The sequence below is a fragment of the Streptomyces sp. NPDC058877 genome, assembly GCF_042742855.1.
Taxonomy (GTDB): Bacteria; Actinomycetota; Actinomycetes; order Streptomycetales; family Streptomycetaceae; genus Streptomyces.
In genome coordinates this window covers 1-15,149 of sequence record NZ_JBHYMF010000166.1, presented here as the reverse complement: position 1 = coordinate 15,149, position 15,149 = coordinate 1, and the positions used below count along the sequence as shown (strand labels likewise).

The 15,149-nt window shown below is 73.7% G+C and carries 12 protein-coding genes; 3 read left to right on the top strand and 9 right to left on the bottom strand.

The features are described 5' to 3' along the window. Positions 1-92: 92 nt before the first annotated feature. Positions 93-1,427 carry an ATP-grasp domain-containing protein gene (locus ACFW2Y_RS28340; protein WP_384884874.1) on the bottom strand — a complete coding sequence of 445 codons (1,335 nt, stop codon included), beginning with the start codon at positions 1,425-1,427 and terminating at the stop codon, positions 93-95. Between the two features lie 199 nt (positions 1,428-1,626). Here ACFW2Y_RS28340 and ACFW2Y_RS28335 point away from each other — a divergent pair, with 199 nt between their 5' ends. Further along, positions 1,627-3,165: a glycoside hydrolase family 26 protein gene (locus ACFW2Y_RS28335; RefSeq protein ID WP_384884872.1), complete on the top strand. Its 1,539-nt coding sequence runs from the start codon at positions 1,627-1,629 to the stop codon at positions 3,163-3,165. 25 nt (positions 3,166-3,190) lie between these two features. Here the strand turns inward: ACFW2Y_RS28335 and ACFW2Y_RS28330 are convergent, their stop codons facing one another. The 8 genes from ACFW2Y_RS28330 to ACFW2Y_RS28295 all read right to left on the bottom strand — a co-directional run bounded on the left by ACFW2Y_RS28330 (position 3,191) and on the right by ACFW2Y_RS28295 (position 12,927). Continuing rightward, the gene (locus tag ACFW2Y_RS28330; protein ID WP_384884878.1) at positions 3,191-4,303 is read right to left on the bottom strand and encodes a GNAT family N-acetyltransferase; all 1,113 of its coding nucleotides are present in this window, start codon (positions 4,301-4,303) and stop codon (positions 3,191-3,193) included. A gap of 8 nt (positions 4,304-4,311) precedes the next feature. Next, positions 4,312-4,989: a lipopolysaccharide biosynthesis protein gene (locus ACFW2Y_RS28325; protein WP_384884870.1), complete on the bottom strand. Its 678-nt coding sequence runs from the start codon at positions 4,987-4,989 to the stop codon at positions 4,312-4,314. A gap of 13 nt (positions 4,990-5,002) precedes the next feature. Beyond that, complete coding sequence (locus ACFW2Y_RS28320) at positions 5,003-6,136, bottom strand: glycosyltransferase (RefSeq protein ID WP_384884868.1); 1,134 nt, start codon at positions 6,134-6,136, stop codon at positions 5,003-5,005. Then, on the bottom strand, positions 6,133-6,933 hold the full coding sequence (locus ACFW2Y_RS28315) for a polysaccharide deacetylase family protein (protein ID WP_384884866.1): 801 nt from the start codon (positions 6,931-6,933) through the stop codon (positions 6,133-6,135). The genes ACFW2Y_RS28320 and ACFW2Y_RS28315 overlap by 4 nt, the downstream gene beginning before the upstream one ends. After that, complete coding sequence (murJ, locus tag ACFW2Y_RS28310; protein ID WP_384884876.1) at positions 6,833-8,584, bottom strand: murein biosynthesis integral membrane protein MurJ; 1,752 nt, start codon at positions 8,582-8,584, stop codon at positions 6,833-6,835. Before murJ ends, ACFW2Y_RS28315 begins: the two co-directional genes overlap by 101 nt. Positions 8,585-9,005: 421 nt before the next feature. Beyond that, positions 9,006-10,325: an O-antigen ligase family protein gene (locus tag ACFW2Y_RS28305; RefSeq protein WP_384884864.1), complete on the bottom strand. Its 1,320-nt coding sequence runs from the start codon at positions 10,323-10,325 to the stop codon at positions 9,006-9,008. A 2-nt stretch (positions 10,326-10,327) separates the two neighbouring features. Further along, positions 10,328-11,779 carry an exopolysaccharide biosynthesis polyprenyl glycosylphosphotransferase gene (locus ACFW2Y_RS28300; protein WP_384884862.1) on the bottom strand — a complete coding sequence of 484 codons (1,452 nt, stop codon included), beginning with the start codon at positions 11,777-11,779 and terminating at the stop codon, positions 10,328-10,330. Continuing rightward, the gene (locus ACFW2Y_RS28295; RefSeq protein ID WP_384884860.1) at positions 11,776-12,927 is read right to left on the bottom strand and encodes a glycosyltransferase; all 1,152 of its coding nucleotides are present in this window, start codon (positions 12,925-12,927) and stop codon (positions 11,776-11,778) included. Before ACFW2Y_RS28295 ends, ACFW2Y_RS28300 begins: the two co-directional genes overlap by 4 nt. A gap of 938 nt (positions 12,928-13,865) precedes the next feature. Here ACFW2Y_RS28295 and ACFW2Y_RS28290 point away from each other — a divergent pair. Together ACFW2Y_RS28290 and ACFW2Y_RS28285 are read left to right on the top strand one after the other, a co-directional pair. Further along, on the top strand, positions 13,866-14,105 hold the full coding sequence (locus tag ACFW2Y_RS28290) for a chaplin (protein WP_364281513.1): 240 nt from the start codon (positions 13,866-13,868) through the stop codon (positions 14,103-14,105). A gap of 275 nt (positions 14,106-14,380) precedes the next feature. Then, on the top strand, positions 14,381-15,149 hold a 769-nt coding region (locus ACFW2Y_RS28285; RefSeq protein WP_384884858.1), incomplete at its 3' end, for a hypothetical protein.

Here is a 15,149-nt window from a genome sequence, read left to right as displayed (position 1 = left end):
GGGGAGCGATCGCTCCCCGGGGCCGACCCCTTCGTCATCCGGTGGACCGTGCCGCTCGGTCCGGCCCCGGGGCCGGACCGGCAGCCGCCGGATCATGCGTCGACCTCTCCGCGGCGCCGTCCGGGTGCGTCGTCGGAGGAACCGGTCCGAGGCGCGCGGGCCGGGGGCGGTACGGGAGCCACGGCTCCGGGCGTCCGGCGGGACCCGAGCCTCCGGCGCAGCACGGCCAGGGACTTGCGCAGCAGGTGCGCGAGCCAGCTGCGGCCCATGGCGAGCAGGGGCAGGGGGTCGTCGACCGCGAACCAGGCGCATTCGGTTTGCGCCCGGGTGTCGCCGGGCTCGGGCGCGTACCGGCGGCGGGGGGAGGCGAGCAGTGAGAGCGCCGCGTAGTTCTCGACCAGGATCCGGCGTCCGTACGCGGGGGAGTGCGGCGGCACGGGGCGACCGGTGAGGTCGAGGTGGAGCGCGCGGACCACGTCCAGGCCGTCCGGGTCGGTGAAGAGCCGGAACTGCGCGCCGGGCCGGGGGTTGAAGTCGAGCAGGTGGTACGCGCCGGTCGCCCGGTTCAGCCGGAAGTCCAGATCGCACACGCCCCGGTAGTCGAGCGCGCCGAGGAGCTCACGGGCCGTCCGGTCGACGGCGGGGTTCCTCGCCCAGCGGCCGGAGGCGGTCAGCCCGGCTCCGTCCGGCCAAGAGCGCTCCTTGCGTCCGGTCGCCCCGGTCGAGCAGTGACCCGTGGAGTCCACGTAGCCGTGGAAGAACCAATCGAGGTCCCGTCCCGCCGGGAGGAGTTCTTGGAGGAGCAGCCGGCTGCCCGCTTCCGGGGTGCGGGCGTACAGCTCCCGGACTTCGGCCAGCGAGCGCACGATCGAGGTGCTGCGCAGTCCGCACCCGGACGGGAGCAGCCAGGGCCGGCTCCACTTGGCGACCACCGGGAGCCCGAGCGACCAGGCCATGGCGGCGGCCTCGTCGGTGCCTCCGGGGAGTTCGGTGCGGGGGTGTGGCAGGCCGAGCTCGGCGCAGGTCTCGGCGAGCGCCGCCTTGTCCGCGACCCGCAACAGCTGTTCCTCGGTCTGCTCGGGCAGCAGGAAGCGCGACGCGAGTCCGGTGGGGCGGCGGGCCAGCGCGAGGGCGCTGACGTCGTCCAGCGGGACGGCGAGCACGGGATGTGACGGGGTGTCGGTGACCCCGTCCGCGATTCGGTTCAGCAGGACGGCGAGCTCGTTCGGCGAGTTCGTCGCGGGGCGTTCGTGGGTCGAACGGATGTAGCGGGAACGGGCGACCGGGCTGGTGCTCGATTCGATGACGGCGTGGATCGGAATTCCGACCCTTCCCAGCGAGCGGGTGGCGCCGAGAGTGCCGTGGTGGAAGGGGTTCCGGTCGAGCCGTACGAGGACGGTGGGGACGCTGGTGTCAAAACTCGGCACGGCATGTCCTTCATCTCGGGTGCCCCAACTGGGCGATGAAATCCTCTAATGGACTATTGATCAGGCAGGAGCCGAGGTCACTGTCGGCCCATTAGGAATACTTTCGGAGTATCGGATTGACGGATCATCAAGTGGTGTATGAGGTGAAGGAGCGGCCATGGCCACTGCACATCGGAGAACTTCGAGAGCATGGCTGGGGGTGTTCACCGCAGGTCTCCTCGCTTCGGGTTCGGTCGCGCTGTCGTCCTCCGCTTACTCCATCGGATCCGTAACGACGAAGGTCCCCGAACCGACCCCCTCCAGCGCCATGGGGGCGTTCCTCGACTCGGGCTCGCTCGGGGTGGCCCGCATCGAGCAGCTCGAACGCTGGCTCGGCGGCCGTGAGCTCCGTGTCGGACACACCTACCTGCCCGGCGACCTCTGGAAGAACATCGAGGGGCCCCCCGGCTTCCTCGACGCCTGGGCCGACTGGCGCAACGAGCGCGCCGACCGCATGTTCGTGCTCAATGTGCCCATGCTGGAGCGCAACGAGGCAGGCGTGTCCGATCGCGAGGTCCGCCACCAGCTCCGGCTCGGTGCCGCCGGGTACTTCGACCACCACTTCAGGAAGCTCGCCGAGCGCCTGGTGGCCCTGGACGCCAGGGACACCGTCCTCGTCCTCGGCTGGGAGATGAACGGCACCACCTACACCCACCGGTGCGCCCCCGATCCCACCGCCTGGAAGAAGTACTGGAACCGGATCGTCGCCGCGATGCGTTCCGTGCCGGGACAGGAGTTCCGCTTCGACTTCAATCCGAGCCGTGGCCGCGACGCGATTCCGTGGACCGAGTGCTATCCGGGCGACGACGTCGTCGACATCATCGGCATGGATTCGTACGACCAGCCCCGGGGGAGCGGTTTCGACCAGCACGTCCGCGAACCGTACGGCCTCCAGAAGCAGGTCGATTTCGCCGCCGAGCACGGAAAGCAGATCTCCTATCCGGAGTGGGGGCTCTTCCGCAACGGCGACAACCCCACGTACATGCGGCGCATGCTGGAATGGATGAAACAGCATCAGCCGCTGTACCACACGATCACCGACTACTGTCCGCACGGCGTTTGGCAGTGCGACGGCAATCCGGAATCGTCCTTGGTCTTCCGGCAGATGCTGTACGGCACGGAACCGGACCTCCCGACGGAGCCGACGCCGACACCCACGCCCACGCCCACGCCGACGGAGCCGACGCCGACACCCACGCCGACGGAGCCGACGCCGACGCCTGATCCGACGGAGCCGACGCCGACGCCCACTCCGACGCCCGATCCGACGGAGCCGACGCCCGAGCCGACGCCGACGGAGCCGACGCCCGAGCCCACGCCGACGGAGCCGACGCCCGAGCCCACGCCGACGGAGCCGACGCCCGAGCCCACTCCGACGGAGCCGACACCCACGCCGACGCCCGAGCCCACGCCTGAGCCGTCCCAGCCGACGCCGACACCCACGCCGACGCCCGAGCCCACGCCTGAGCCGTCCCAGCCGACACCCACACCCACACCCACACCGACGCCCGAGCCCACGCCCACGCCGACACCGACGCCGACACCGATCCCCGAGCCGAATCCCAACTGCTGGACCGTGGACCTCGGTTCATGGGTCGAGAGCTGGCTGGGCGGACCCGTCTGCATCCCCAAGGCCGACTGGAAGGACGAGGTCGACCTCGGCTGGAAGGACGCGTTGAAGGGGGTCTGGCCCTTCTGACACCCCGTGCGGCGCCGGTGGTGGCTCACTTGCCACCGGCGCCGCGCCCGAGGGCCCGTCCCACCCAGGGGTGCTCGCGCGCCTGCCGGGCCGTCCACCGCCGGGCGTCGGCCGCGCCCGCGCGCAGCCAGAGGAGCGGGGCCGTGCCGTGCCCGGTGAGGAGCAGGCGGCGGTTGCGGACCGGTTCGGGCCGCCAGTGCTGCTTGTACGGCTCGCTGCCCCGCAGCATGCTCAGCGTGGCGCGTCCGCCCGTGCTGGTCTCCCGGGCCCCGTGCCGCAGCAGCATCGCCGCCACGTCCACCTTGCGGGCCCGCAGGGACGGATCAGCGCCGTACAGGTAGCCACCGGCGAGCCGCGGGGACATCAGGGTGAGGTCGGCGGCGACCACGTCCCCGGCGAGCCGGAACTCGGTCACCATCGCGGCACCGTGCTCCACCATGGGCCGCACGGCCCGGGTGAGGTGCTGGGCGAACCGCTCGCTGGTGTGCTCGACGGTCACTCCCCGGCCCTGCCACTGGAGCCGGTGGAGCTCCAGGAGCCGGTCGATGGCGGCCGGGACCTCCTCTCCGGTCACCACGCGGGCGTCGATGCCCAGTGCGTCCAACTTGCGCAGCTTGGCCCGGACCCGCTGGGCCTTCCCCGAGGGGATCCGTTCGAGCAGGCCCTCCATCGGCACCGCGGGCAGTTCCAGGCAGAGCGAGTCGGGCAGCCGGCGGCGGGGGCCGCGCCAACGTGCGAAGACGCGCTCGACGGCAGCCCCGGGCCGTACCTCCCGCAGGTCGATCACCGTGCCCCGTCCGGCCCGTGCGAGTGCCCCGGCCAGCGCGGGTGCCGCCTCCGGACAGTCGTCGTCGAGGAGCACGTCCGTGAAGTCGGTGATCGTCCCACCGAGCTGGGTGAGGACGGGCAACGGCCCGCGGGCCCGCATCAGGGGTGCGGCGGCGACGAGTTCTCCGCCCGCCCGTCGTACGAGCACCACCCGCAGCGCACCGGGCCGACCGTACGAGAGCCACCAGGAGTACAGCCAGGAGTGGGACTGGAAGGGGGTCGCGGAGGCGCAGCGGCCGTACAGCGCCGTCCACTCGGCCGAAAGCCGCCCGAACTCCTCCTCGTCACGGCAGGTCTCGATCCGCAGCATTCCCCGGGTCACGCCGCCCCCGGCTGGTGCGCGGCAACCGCCGGGGCGGGCACCGGGGCGGTGGCGGTCGACGCGGGCGACTGCCGGGAGTGTCGGGCCTCGCCGCGCGGGGCGGTGCGCTTCGGGCGCACCAGGAGGGCCAGGCCGCCGAGGAGGCCGCCGGCGCAGCCGCCGACGAGCGCGGAGAGCGGAGCGGACGGGGAGACCGGGGTGACCGGCTTGGTGGCACGGGAGAACTGGACGATCTTCACACCGGTGCTCGCGGAGACGTGCGTGCTGTTCAGCACCAGCGCACGGGCCACCCCGTCGGCCATGGAGACCGCCTGGGAGGGCTTCGCGGACCGCGCGGTGATCGAGATCATCGGCGCGTCCGGTGAGGTCGCGGCCTGCACGTTCTTCCGCAGCGTGTCGGCGGTGACCCCGGACCAGACCTGGGCGTCGCCGGTCACCGCGATGTCGGTGGCGACCCGTCCGTAGGCCTGGGCGAAGCCGAGGGCCCCTGCGGGATCGGACTTCTCGGCCGGTACGACGATGACGTAGCTGGTCGCCGCGTACTCCGGGGCCTTCAGGGCTCCGTAACCGCCGCCGAGGGCCGCCCCGGCGAGGACGGCGGCCGGGAGCACGGCCCAGCGGCCGGGCGGACGCAGGCCGGGGCGGAGCAGGAAGCGGGCTGGGGTGGTGTTCATGGGACGGGTTCTCTCACTTCGCGGGGGAGGGGGTGCCGTGGACGGCCTGGTCGTAGAGGGACATCAACTGCCGTGCGCTGTGCGCGATGTCATACCGGCGGGCCGCCGCCGGCAGGGGGAGCCGGGCGGGCCGGGCGTCCCGGATGCCGCGCAGTTCGGCGGCCAGTTCGCTCGTGGAGGTGCCGATCCGCCGTGCTCCCGGTGCCGCCTCCGGGGGCAGGTCCTCGATCGCCGGGCAGGCCGCGTACAGCACCGGAAGGCCCGCGGCGAGCGCCTCGACGACCGCGAGCCCGAAGGTCTCGTCGGGGGACGTGGACACGAAGGCGTCCATCGCGGAGAGCAGTTCGGGCAGCGAGGGGCCCGGCGAGGTCGCGGTCGGCGGGTCCTCGCAGGCCCCGACGAAGAGGACCCGGTCGGCGACTCCGGACGCGCGGGCCGTCCGCAACAGCTCCGCCCGGTGCTCGCCCTCACCGACGAGCAGCAGCCGGGCCTCCGGCACCGAGGCCACCGCCCGCACCAGCCGGTCGAACCGCTTGCCCGGAGCGAGCCGACCTACCCCGCCCACGACGTACGCGTCCTCGGGGAGGCCGAGCAGTCTCCGGGTGCGGTGGCGGGCCCGGGCGTCGAAGGCGAACCGGTCGGTCTCGATGCCGTTGGGCACGGTCCGGATCCGGTCCGGGGGCACCCCCCAGTCGGCGAGCCGGCGGGCGACGCTGGGGGACACGGCCACCGTGGCGGTGCCGAGCCGCTCGGAGGCCAGATAGAGGGCACGGGTGCCCGCGGACAGCGGGCGGCCCTCGATCTGGGTCTCGCCGAGGGAGTGCTCGGTGGCGATGACCCGGCGCACCCCGGCGAGCCGGGCTGCCGTCCTGCCGTACACGCACGCCCGGTAGAGGTGGGTGTGGACGAGGTCGTAGCGGCCCCGCCTGACGATCCGGGTGAGCCGGGGCAGCGCCCCGAGGTCGCGGTTCCCGGTCATCCCGAGATGGATGACGGGGGTGCCGTCGGCCTCGATGCCCGCGGCGACCGCCCCCGGATTGGTGAGCGTGACCACTTCGCTGCGCAGCGGGAGGTGCCGCAGCAGCAGGCGGAGCTGCTGCTCGGCCCCGCCGATGCCGAGTCCGGTGATGACGTGCAGGACCTTCACCGCGCACCGACCGACGTCGGGTCGTACGGGGCGGGGAGCAGGTCGCCGGGGTGGCGGCGTCGCAGGGGGTGCAGGACGCGCTTCGCGGTGAGTCGCCAGGAGGTGTCGTCCTCACCGATGTGGACGCGCGGCAGTGCGTGGACGCTGGTGTGCTGGCCGGGGTCGATCGCGCAGGCATAGCGGTAGCCGGCCTTGCGCACGGCATGGATGGCGCGGGGATCGACCTGCCCGTACGGATAGCAGAAGCCCTCCACCGGCCGGCCGGTCATCTCCTCCAGGAGTTCGCGGCTCCGTCGGGTCTCGGCGGCGAGCACCGCGTCGTCGGCTCCCGCGAGCGGGACGTGCATCAGGCCGTGCGAGCCGATCTCCATGCCGGCTTCGGCGATCCGCAGGATCCCGTCCTCGGTGAGCAGCGCCTTGCGCGGTCCGGCGGTGTCCCAGCCGTTCTCGCCGCCCAGACGGCCCGGCAGCACGTACACCGTGGCGGTGAAGTCGTGCCGGCGCAGCAGCGGTAGCGCCGAGTCGAGGAAATCCGCGTACCCGTCGTCGAAGGTCAGGCCCACGAGCCCCTTGGCGCGCCCCTCGGCGGCGGCGGAGAGCAACTCCCGCACCGAGACCCCGCGCAGTCCCCGGTCGCCCAGCCAGTGCAGTTGCCGGGCGAAGCGCACGGGGGACACGGTCACCCGGTACGGGTCGTCAGCGGTGTCCGTGATCGAGTGGTACATCGCCACCCACAGGGGCGGCTTCCACGGGGACGGCTTCGGCAGCAGGCGGCGCAGCGCGGTGGCGGCGGGCATGGAGGGTCCTCCGGAAGGCGGAGCGGGGCAGGGGCGGGATCTCGGGCGCCTCGGGGGCGCAGACGAGGAAGAGCAGGAAGACGCCGATGACGACCGCACCGGCGGCGGCGACGGCCGGGGCGGCGGGACCGATCGCGAGCTGGCAGGACCAGCCGGCTCCGGTGGCCACCGCGCCCACGAGGGAGAGCCGGAGCAGTCCCTTGCCGAGACGGCCCGCCCTGACCGGGACGGCCTGGCGGTGGGAGCCCCGGAGCAGCAGGACGGCGGTGAGGGTGATGCCGAGGGCGTTGGCGGCGGCGATGCCGACCGCGCCCCAGTGGTGTGCGCCGGGGACGCCGGCGAGGGCGGTGGTGGCCAACCCGACGCCCATGGCGGCGGCCGGGAACCAGAGCGGGCGGGCGGCGGAGAAGTAGCAGCGGACGAGGGCGCCGACCAGCGTCTGCCCGAGCAGGCCGAGCGCGTACACCCGCATGACGCCGGCGGTGGAGGCCGTGTCGGCCGGGGTGAACTCGCCCCGCTCGAAGAGGATCTCGACGATCCGGGGGGCGGAGGCGATGACGGTGGAGGCGCCGACCAGCACCACGACGGCGGCGAGCAGCAGATCCCGCTCGACCCGTCGACGCGCCTCCTCCGCGTCGCCCGTCGCGAGGGCGCGGGCAACCACCGGGAAGCTCACCGTGCACAGCATCAGGGAGAGGATCATCGGCATCTGCGCCACCTTCTGCGCGTAGTTCAGGTGGGAGATGGCGCCGGCGGGCAACGGCGAGGCGAGGAACCGCTCGATCAGGGTCTGCGACTGGCGGCACAGCGAGAACACGACGACCGGTGCGACCAGCCCGAGCAGCAGGACCCGCCCGTCGCCCGCGTCCGTGCGGGGTTCGGCTTCCGGCAACGGCGCGGGACGGATCCGCAGTTCCCGCAGGAGCGCGGGGGCCTGGACGAGGACCATCAGGACCCCGCCGACGGCCACCCCGGCGGCGGCGGAGCGCACCCCCCACGGCTCGCGCAGCACCAGGATCGTGCCGATGATCCCGATGTTGTACGCCAGGTAGATCGTCGCGGGCGGCAGGAAGCGGCCGTGTGCCCGGAGCGCGGCCGAGCAGTAGCCGACGAGCGCGAAGGTCAGCACGCAGGTTCCGGTGAGCCGCGTGCAGTCGACGGCCAGCTCCGGATGGGGCAGCCCCGGCGCGAGCGCCGCCACGAGCAGCGGTGCGGCGACGATCACGAGGGCGGCGGCGACCCCGAGGGCGAGGACGATCCGGGGCAGCGTCCCGCGCACCAGGGCGTGCACCGGGTCACCGGACGGTGCGTGCGAACGGCGGGCCAGGGCACGGGAGAAGGCGGGCACCATGATCAGCGCCATCGCGTCCTCGATGAGGAGCGTGGAGGCGAACTCGGGCACCGTCCACGCCACCAGGAACGCGTCGGTGCCCGCACCGGCCCCGAAGTAACCGGCCAGGATCTGGTCCCGTACGAGCCCCAGCACCGCCCCGGCCGCGGTGAGGCCCGCGGTCACCGCCGCCGCCTTCGCCAGGAACCTCCCGCCCCCGACGGCCCGGTCGGGGGAGCGCCTCCGACGCCCGGTGGACCGGGTGGCCGGCGCCCCGGGACGGGACGGGACGCGTCCGGCGGACGACGGAGTCGAGCCCACGACGGCGGGCCGCGGCAACCGGGCCCCTGCTGCCGGCCGGGTGTCCGCGGGAACCGCTTCGCACCCGGTGCCCGCCGGGGAACCCCCGTTCGCCGTGTCGGTCACGGTGCCCGCACCGGGCGTCCCGGCCGAGCCCGGGTCGGTCCCGGAGGCCCCCCGGGCCGCCCTGGCACCCCGGATGGCGCGGGCGATCGCGGCGCCCGCCACCGCTGCCCCGGCCGCTCCTGAGGCACCCGTGCCGTTCGTCGGTCCGTCCGGCCCCGGCCGTACGACGGCCCCCGGGAGCCACGGGGAGTCCGTGGGGCCCGGAGGCGGGGTGGACCAGGGATCGGTCAGCGGGGCGGCACGGGGAGACCGGGGCGCGGGGCGGACCCCTTCGGGCCACGGGGAGTCCGTGGCCTCGGGCTCCCCGGTCCACGGGTCACGCACGCCTCACCTCCGCCAGCGACCACCAGGCCGCCAGGCCGAGCACGACCGACATCAGCACCGTCGAGGGGCCGCCGATGTCCGCGTAGAAGAAGTCGATGAGCTGCCAGGCCAGCAGGCCCGTCGCGACGAGCGCGCAGTCCGCGCCGAGCCGCTGCCGCCGCAGCGCGCCGACGAGCAGCGCCACCCAACTGCCCACCAGGGCGAGGAGCCCCACCAGGCCCTGCTCGCTCAGCACCAGCAGGTACATGTTGTGTGGGGAGAGCAGCGGCTGGCGCGCGAAGCCGGCGCCCGCGCCGGCGGTGTCGCTGCCCGAGGAGAGCGCGAGCGAGGCATTCGAGTCGCGGTACTGGGGGAAGCCCTTGAGCCCGACGCCGGTGACCGGCTCCGCCCGCCACATCCGTCCGGCCGCCGCCCACATCGTGTACCGGTCCGTCACCGACTGGTCCGGGGCCGCGGTCACCCGGGTGATGCTGGCGACCCGCTCCTCCACCATGGTCGAGCCGATCCCCAGGCCACCGACCAGGACCACCCCGAGGGCTCCCGCGGCCAGTGCCACGCGGACCGCCCGCCGCACCCCGGAGAGCAGCAGTTGGACCGCGCAGGCGAGGACGGTCGCGATCCAGGCGCCCCGGCTGAACGACAGCACCAGCGGGAGGAAGAGCAGGCCCGCACAGACCGTCGCGACCGTACGGGCGCGCCCGGGGCCGCTGCCGAGCGCGATCCCGGTGACGACGACGAGGCCGTACGCCACGACCGTCGCCATGCCCATCACGTCGGTGGCCCCGAAGGTGCCGACGGCCCGGACGTCCTCGCCCTGGTAGGAGGCGCCCGTGCCCGTCAGGTACTGCACCACCCCGACCGCGCCCTGGAGCAGTGCGAACCCGACGAGCCCCCAGGCGATCACCGCGAAGTCCCGTCGGTCCCGGACCGTCAGCAGCACCGCGGCCGGGACGAGGACGAAGACCTGCACATAGCGCGCGACGCCCGGAAGGCTCGCCCCCGGATCGTTCGAGGTGATCGCGGACAGGCAGATCCCGAGCACCGGCAGCCCCAGCACGACGGCCGCCGCCCGGGTCAGCGGCCTGGTCCCGTCGCGCAGCACCCGCACCAGGCAGAACAGGACGAGGAGCCCGGAGGCCGCGTCCGCGACCGTTCCGGTGCCGCCGGTGCCCCCCTGGGCGCCGCCGCCACCCGGCACCAACAGCAGTGCGATCACGGCGAGGACCGGGGACATCGCCCCGACCCGACGGCCCCAGTCCCTTGCTCCGGTCGTCTCCCGCACCACCGGCACCACCGCTGCGACCGTGGCCATCCTCAGCTCCCCGTGGGCCGGACGAGTCCGGCCGCGGTGCGCACCAGGATGCAGACGTCCTGCCAGAGCGACCAGTGGTCGATGTAGTGGTTGTCGAAGCGGCAGCGGTCCTCGATCGAGGTGTCGCCGCGCAGCCCGTGCACCTGGGCCAGGCCGGTCAGACCGACCGGCATCCGGTGCCGGTCCGCGTATCCGGTATGGATCTTGCTGAACTGGGCGACGAAGTAAGGACGTTCGGGGCGGGGCCCGACCAGGCTCATGTCGCCGCGCAGCACGTTCCACAGCTGCGGCAGCTCGTCGAGCGAGGACTTCCGCAGGAAGTTCCCGGCCGCGCTCATGCGCCGGTCGCCCGCCACGTTCCAGCGGGTCGCCGACTCGGTGTCGTCGGAGGGGCGCAGGGTGCGGAACTTGAGCAGGGTGAAGAGGTGCCCGTGCTGGCCGACCCGTTCCTGCCGGAAGAGCACTCCGGGACCGTCCGAGAGCCGCACGGCCAGTGCGCACAGCAGCAGTACCGGCAGCGCGACCGCGAGCGCGGGGGCGGCGATCAGGACGTCGAGGACCCGCTTCGCGACCCGCCCGCGCCGCTCGTCCAACGGGACGAGCCGGTGCCAGGCGTGCCCCCACATGTGCGCGCCCATCGGCCCCTGCTGCTGCGGACCGCCGACCTTCCAGGTGGTGCAGCCGTACTGCTGGAAGAGCGTCACCAGGCCCGGTTCCTCGTCCAGGAACACCGCGTCGCACACGGCGTTCTGGATGACCGCCCGGTGGATCTCCTCGGTCGTGGTCAGCACCGGAAGACCGGCCTCTCCGGTGGACCGTGAGGCACCGCCCTGTTCCGGCACGCCGACGATCCCGACCGGCCGCATGCCGTACTCGGGGTGCTGGACGGCCGCGGCGGCGAACCGTCGGGCGGCCCCCGTCCCGCCGATGACCAGCGCGGACCGCGGGTGCGCCCGCGCGATGCGCCGCCGCCGCCCGAGCAGTGCGGCGCGCACCAGGCAGGCCACGGCGACATGGACGGCGTAAGCGGCGCAGAGCCGCAGCGGTCCGATCGCCAGGGCGGGGGAGTACGCGGCGACCGCTGCCGCCGCCGAGCACCAGGCGAAACCCGCGCGGGAGGCGAGCGAGGGCAGCTCGTCGAGGGCCCGGACGTGCGCGGCCGGGCGGTACAGGCCCGCGTGCCCGTCCAGCAGGAGCACGAGCGCCAGCACGGGCAGCACGAGCCGGAGGTCGTGGTGTGCCGTGCTCAGCGCCGCGGCGGCGGCCAACACGGCCAAGGCGTCGACGGCCACGAGCGCCGCCGCGCCGGAGCGCGTCCGCGTACGGCGGCGACGCGGTACCGCGAGCCGGCCGCTGGTGCCGCGGCGCGGCGCGAGGGAGGCGAGGCCGAAGGCCTGGCCCGCCGTGGGCCAGGGCCCCGGCGAGGAGGGAACGCTGGTACTTTCCGTGGTCACTGCGCAATCGGCTCTCTGTGCTCGGCCCCCCGCACTCCGGCCAGCTCGCGGTAGACGTCCGCGACGGCCGCGCCGGTGCGCCGGACATCGAATCTGCTGAGGACGTGGGCATGGGCCTCGCGGCCCATGCGGTGCCGCAACTCCGGCCGGCCGAGGAGGCGGACCAGAGCGGCGGCGAGGGCGGCCGGGTCCTCGGGCGGGACCAGGCACAGGGGTTCGTGGGCGGGCGGCAGGCTCTCCCGTGCCCCGTCCACGTCGCTGACGACGACCGGACGGCCGCTCGCCATGGCTTCCAGGGGGGCGAGCGCCATGCCCTCCCAGCGGGACGGCAGGACGACCACGTCGGCGGCCCGGTACCAGGGCGCGGTGTCCCCCACGGCCCCGGTGAACCGCACCGAGGGTCCGGCCGCGGCCCGCAGGGCTCCGCCGTCCGGGCCGTCGCCGACCAGGACGAGCCGGGCTGTCGGCACCTCCGCCAGGACGCCGGGCCAGGCGGCGAGGAGCACGTCCTGCCCCTTCTGACGGCAGAGCCGGCCCACGCAGACGACCGTGGGCGCGGGGTTGTCGGGCGGCCCGTCGGTCGCGAACCGGGCCGTGTCCACACCGTTGTGGACGACCGACCAGTCGGCCACGATTCCGGCCGTCTCACCGGTGCGCCGCTCGGCCTCGCTCACACAGAGGATCCGGGCGGCCCACCGCGCGCCGAACCGCTCCCAGCGCCGGGCGAGCGAGGCGATCGTTCCCTCGACCGCCTCGAACGACCAGGCGTGCGGCTGGTACACCGTCGGAATGCTTCCCCGAACGGCGAGTCGGGCGCACAGGCCGGCCTTGGCGCTGTGCGCGTGCACGAGCCCGGGACCGACCGCACGGACGAGTCGCGCCAGGTCCCGGGTCTCACGGGCGAGTGCGGGGCCCGGGTCACGTCCGGCCCGCCAGTCGTGCGTCTCGGCTCCCTCGGCGCGGACGGCGGCGGAGAGTTCGGTGTCGGGCGGACAGGCCACGGCGACCCGGAGACCGGCGGCGAGCTGGGCCCGGACCAGGTCGACGACGACGCGGGCGACTCCGCCGTCACCGGGCTGGACCGCGTGCAGGACGGTGACGGGCAGGGGCTTCTCGGTGAGTGGTGACCGCACGTCAGCGCCGCACATCCGCCCGGAGGAAGGCGAGGCCGAATCGGCCGGCGCCGTTCCTGTCGTCGAACCGGACGTGGTCCCGATCGCCCCCCGTGCACGGCGCGTTGCGCAATTCGTGCAGGTCGGAGACGTTTCCGGGGGCATGGGCGCCGGCCGCCCGACCCGCGGTCCAAGCCGATCCGAATTCGGTGGTGCCGGAGTCCGGTGTGCCTTCCGGGGAATTGACGGAATCGGAGACGCGGATGCTGCTCGAACGACTCGCCCCCACGACGGGGCAATCCCCGGAAGTTCCGCGATCGCCGCCGTGGGCGATCGCTCCGGGCCGCCCGGTGCCGCCCTCGGGAAAACGACTTCCGTCAACGGGGTTCCATGGCCGGCGGTTACGCGGCTTGACCAGGGTGTTCGCCGGGAAATCCCGGCACCGGCCGTCCGGCTCGGCGACGAGGGCGCGGGGCGCCTCCCACAACTCGGATGCGACGGCGACGGCACCCGGCAGCGCGGCGGACGGGACCGCACGCGACGGGGCGCACCGCAGGCTGCGACGAGCTGCAAGAGCCGCTGAATTCCGCATACAGGATCTCCGCTTTGCTGAGAGAAGGGAGGGAAGACCCGAGAAGGCCGGGGGAGGGAGAGGTGTCGTCCGCACGTAATGAGTGAACGCGCGGCGGGCCCGGAAGCAACGTTCCTGAACGTTATAACCCCGGCGCCCGGCGATAGTAGGCATTAGATGCCTGGAAACCCTAACTCCCGTATCCAGGTGCCTGGTTCCTCGTTGTGCGTGTTGCGCCATTCCGCGCCCGGTCGCTCGAATGACCCTCCTATGGCCCAAAGATCGGTTGAACGTCACCCGTTCGGGAGAGCAACCGATGAAAATCCAGGGCGTTGTTGAGGGAGCCGGGCCGAACAGTCCGCGCAATCCGAGTTGCATGAATTCGATCGAGGAGCACTTCTCCATGTCCCGTATCGCCAAGGCCGTTGTCCTGACCGTGGGTGCCGCCGCCGCCGTCGCCGGTGCTGCCGGTGCCGCCGCCGCCGACGCCGGCGCCGAGGCCGCGGCCGTGAAGTCCCCCGGTGTCGCCTCCGGCAACGTCGTCCAGGTTCCGGTCCACATCCCGGTCAACCTCTGCGGCAACACCGTCAGCGTCATCGGTGCGCTGAACCCGGCCTTCGGCAACACCTGCGTCAACGCCTGATCTGCCACGCCTGATCGGTCCTTCCGAAGCCGGTGCGCCCACCCCTCGCGGGTGGGCGCACCGGCTTTTCCTTGCCTGTGCGGGGGTCGGTACTCGTTCGGGCGCATCTCGCGCGCCGTTCGGTGCAACGGCGCACGCCCCTCCGAGGGGCAGTCCGCGGGCACGGATTCACTCGAACGGAGGCGTGGCGCTCAGTAGTTCCGCGGTTGCGGAGGGCTATGGCCGCAGGCACGGTGGGAGGGCAGTTGTCCGACGCATAAGGAAAAGGAACACATATGCGTCCCCTGGCCATGCGCCACCTCACCGCCCTGGCGATATCCGCCGCCATCACCCTCGGCACGGCGGGCCCCGCCATCGCCGGCGAACACCACCCGTCCCCCGCGGTCGACCGGGCCGCGCACGCTCCCCTCCCCGATGCCGCCGCCCTGCTGTCCCAGGCCGAGGCGCTCGGCGGGCTCGGTTCGGTGACGACCCCCGTTGCCGAACTCGTCACGGCCGCGCTCAAGGCCGATTCCGGCCAGCTCCCCGCTGCTGACGTCGAGGCCCTCAAGGGCAAGATCGCCGCGGCCGTCGACCAGGCGAAGGCCACCGCCCCGGATCCGATCGCGGATGCCCCCGCGCCGGAAGTCCCCGTCACCCCGCCGACCGTCGACGCCCCGGTGGAGCCTCCGGCGGCCGAGCTGCCGGCCGCACCGCCGGTGACCGAGCCGCCCGTCGAGCCCCCCGCGGTGGAGCCCCCCTCGGTGGAGGTTCCGGTCACCCTTCCGGCGGAGCCCCCCGTGAACCTGCCCGCCGCGGCCGGGGCGAAGGCCGCGACGATCCGCGAGGCCGCCCCGGCGGACGTCGTGTCCGAGGCCCTCGCAGGCGTCGAGGAGGCCGTCGCCGCCCTGCTCGCCGCGGTCACCTCGGGCGATGCCGCCGGAGTCGTGCCGCAGGTCACTTCGACGTTGACCTCGCTGGTCAACCTGGCCGTCGCCACCGTGCTCGGCAGCGGACTGCCCGCGCCGGACCTCCCCGGACCGGTCTCCGCCTTCATGGTGTCGT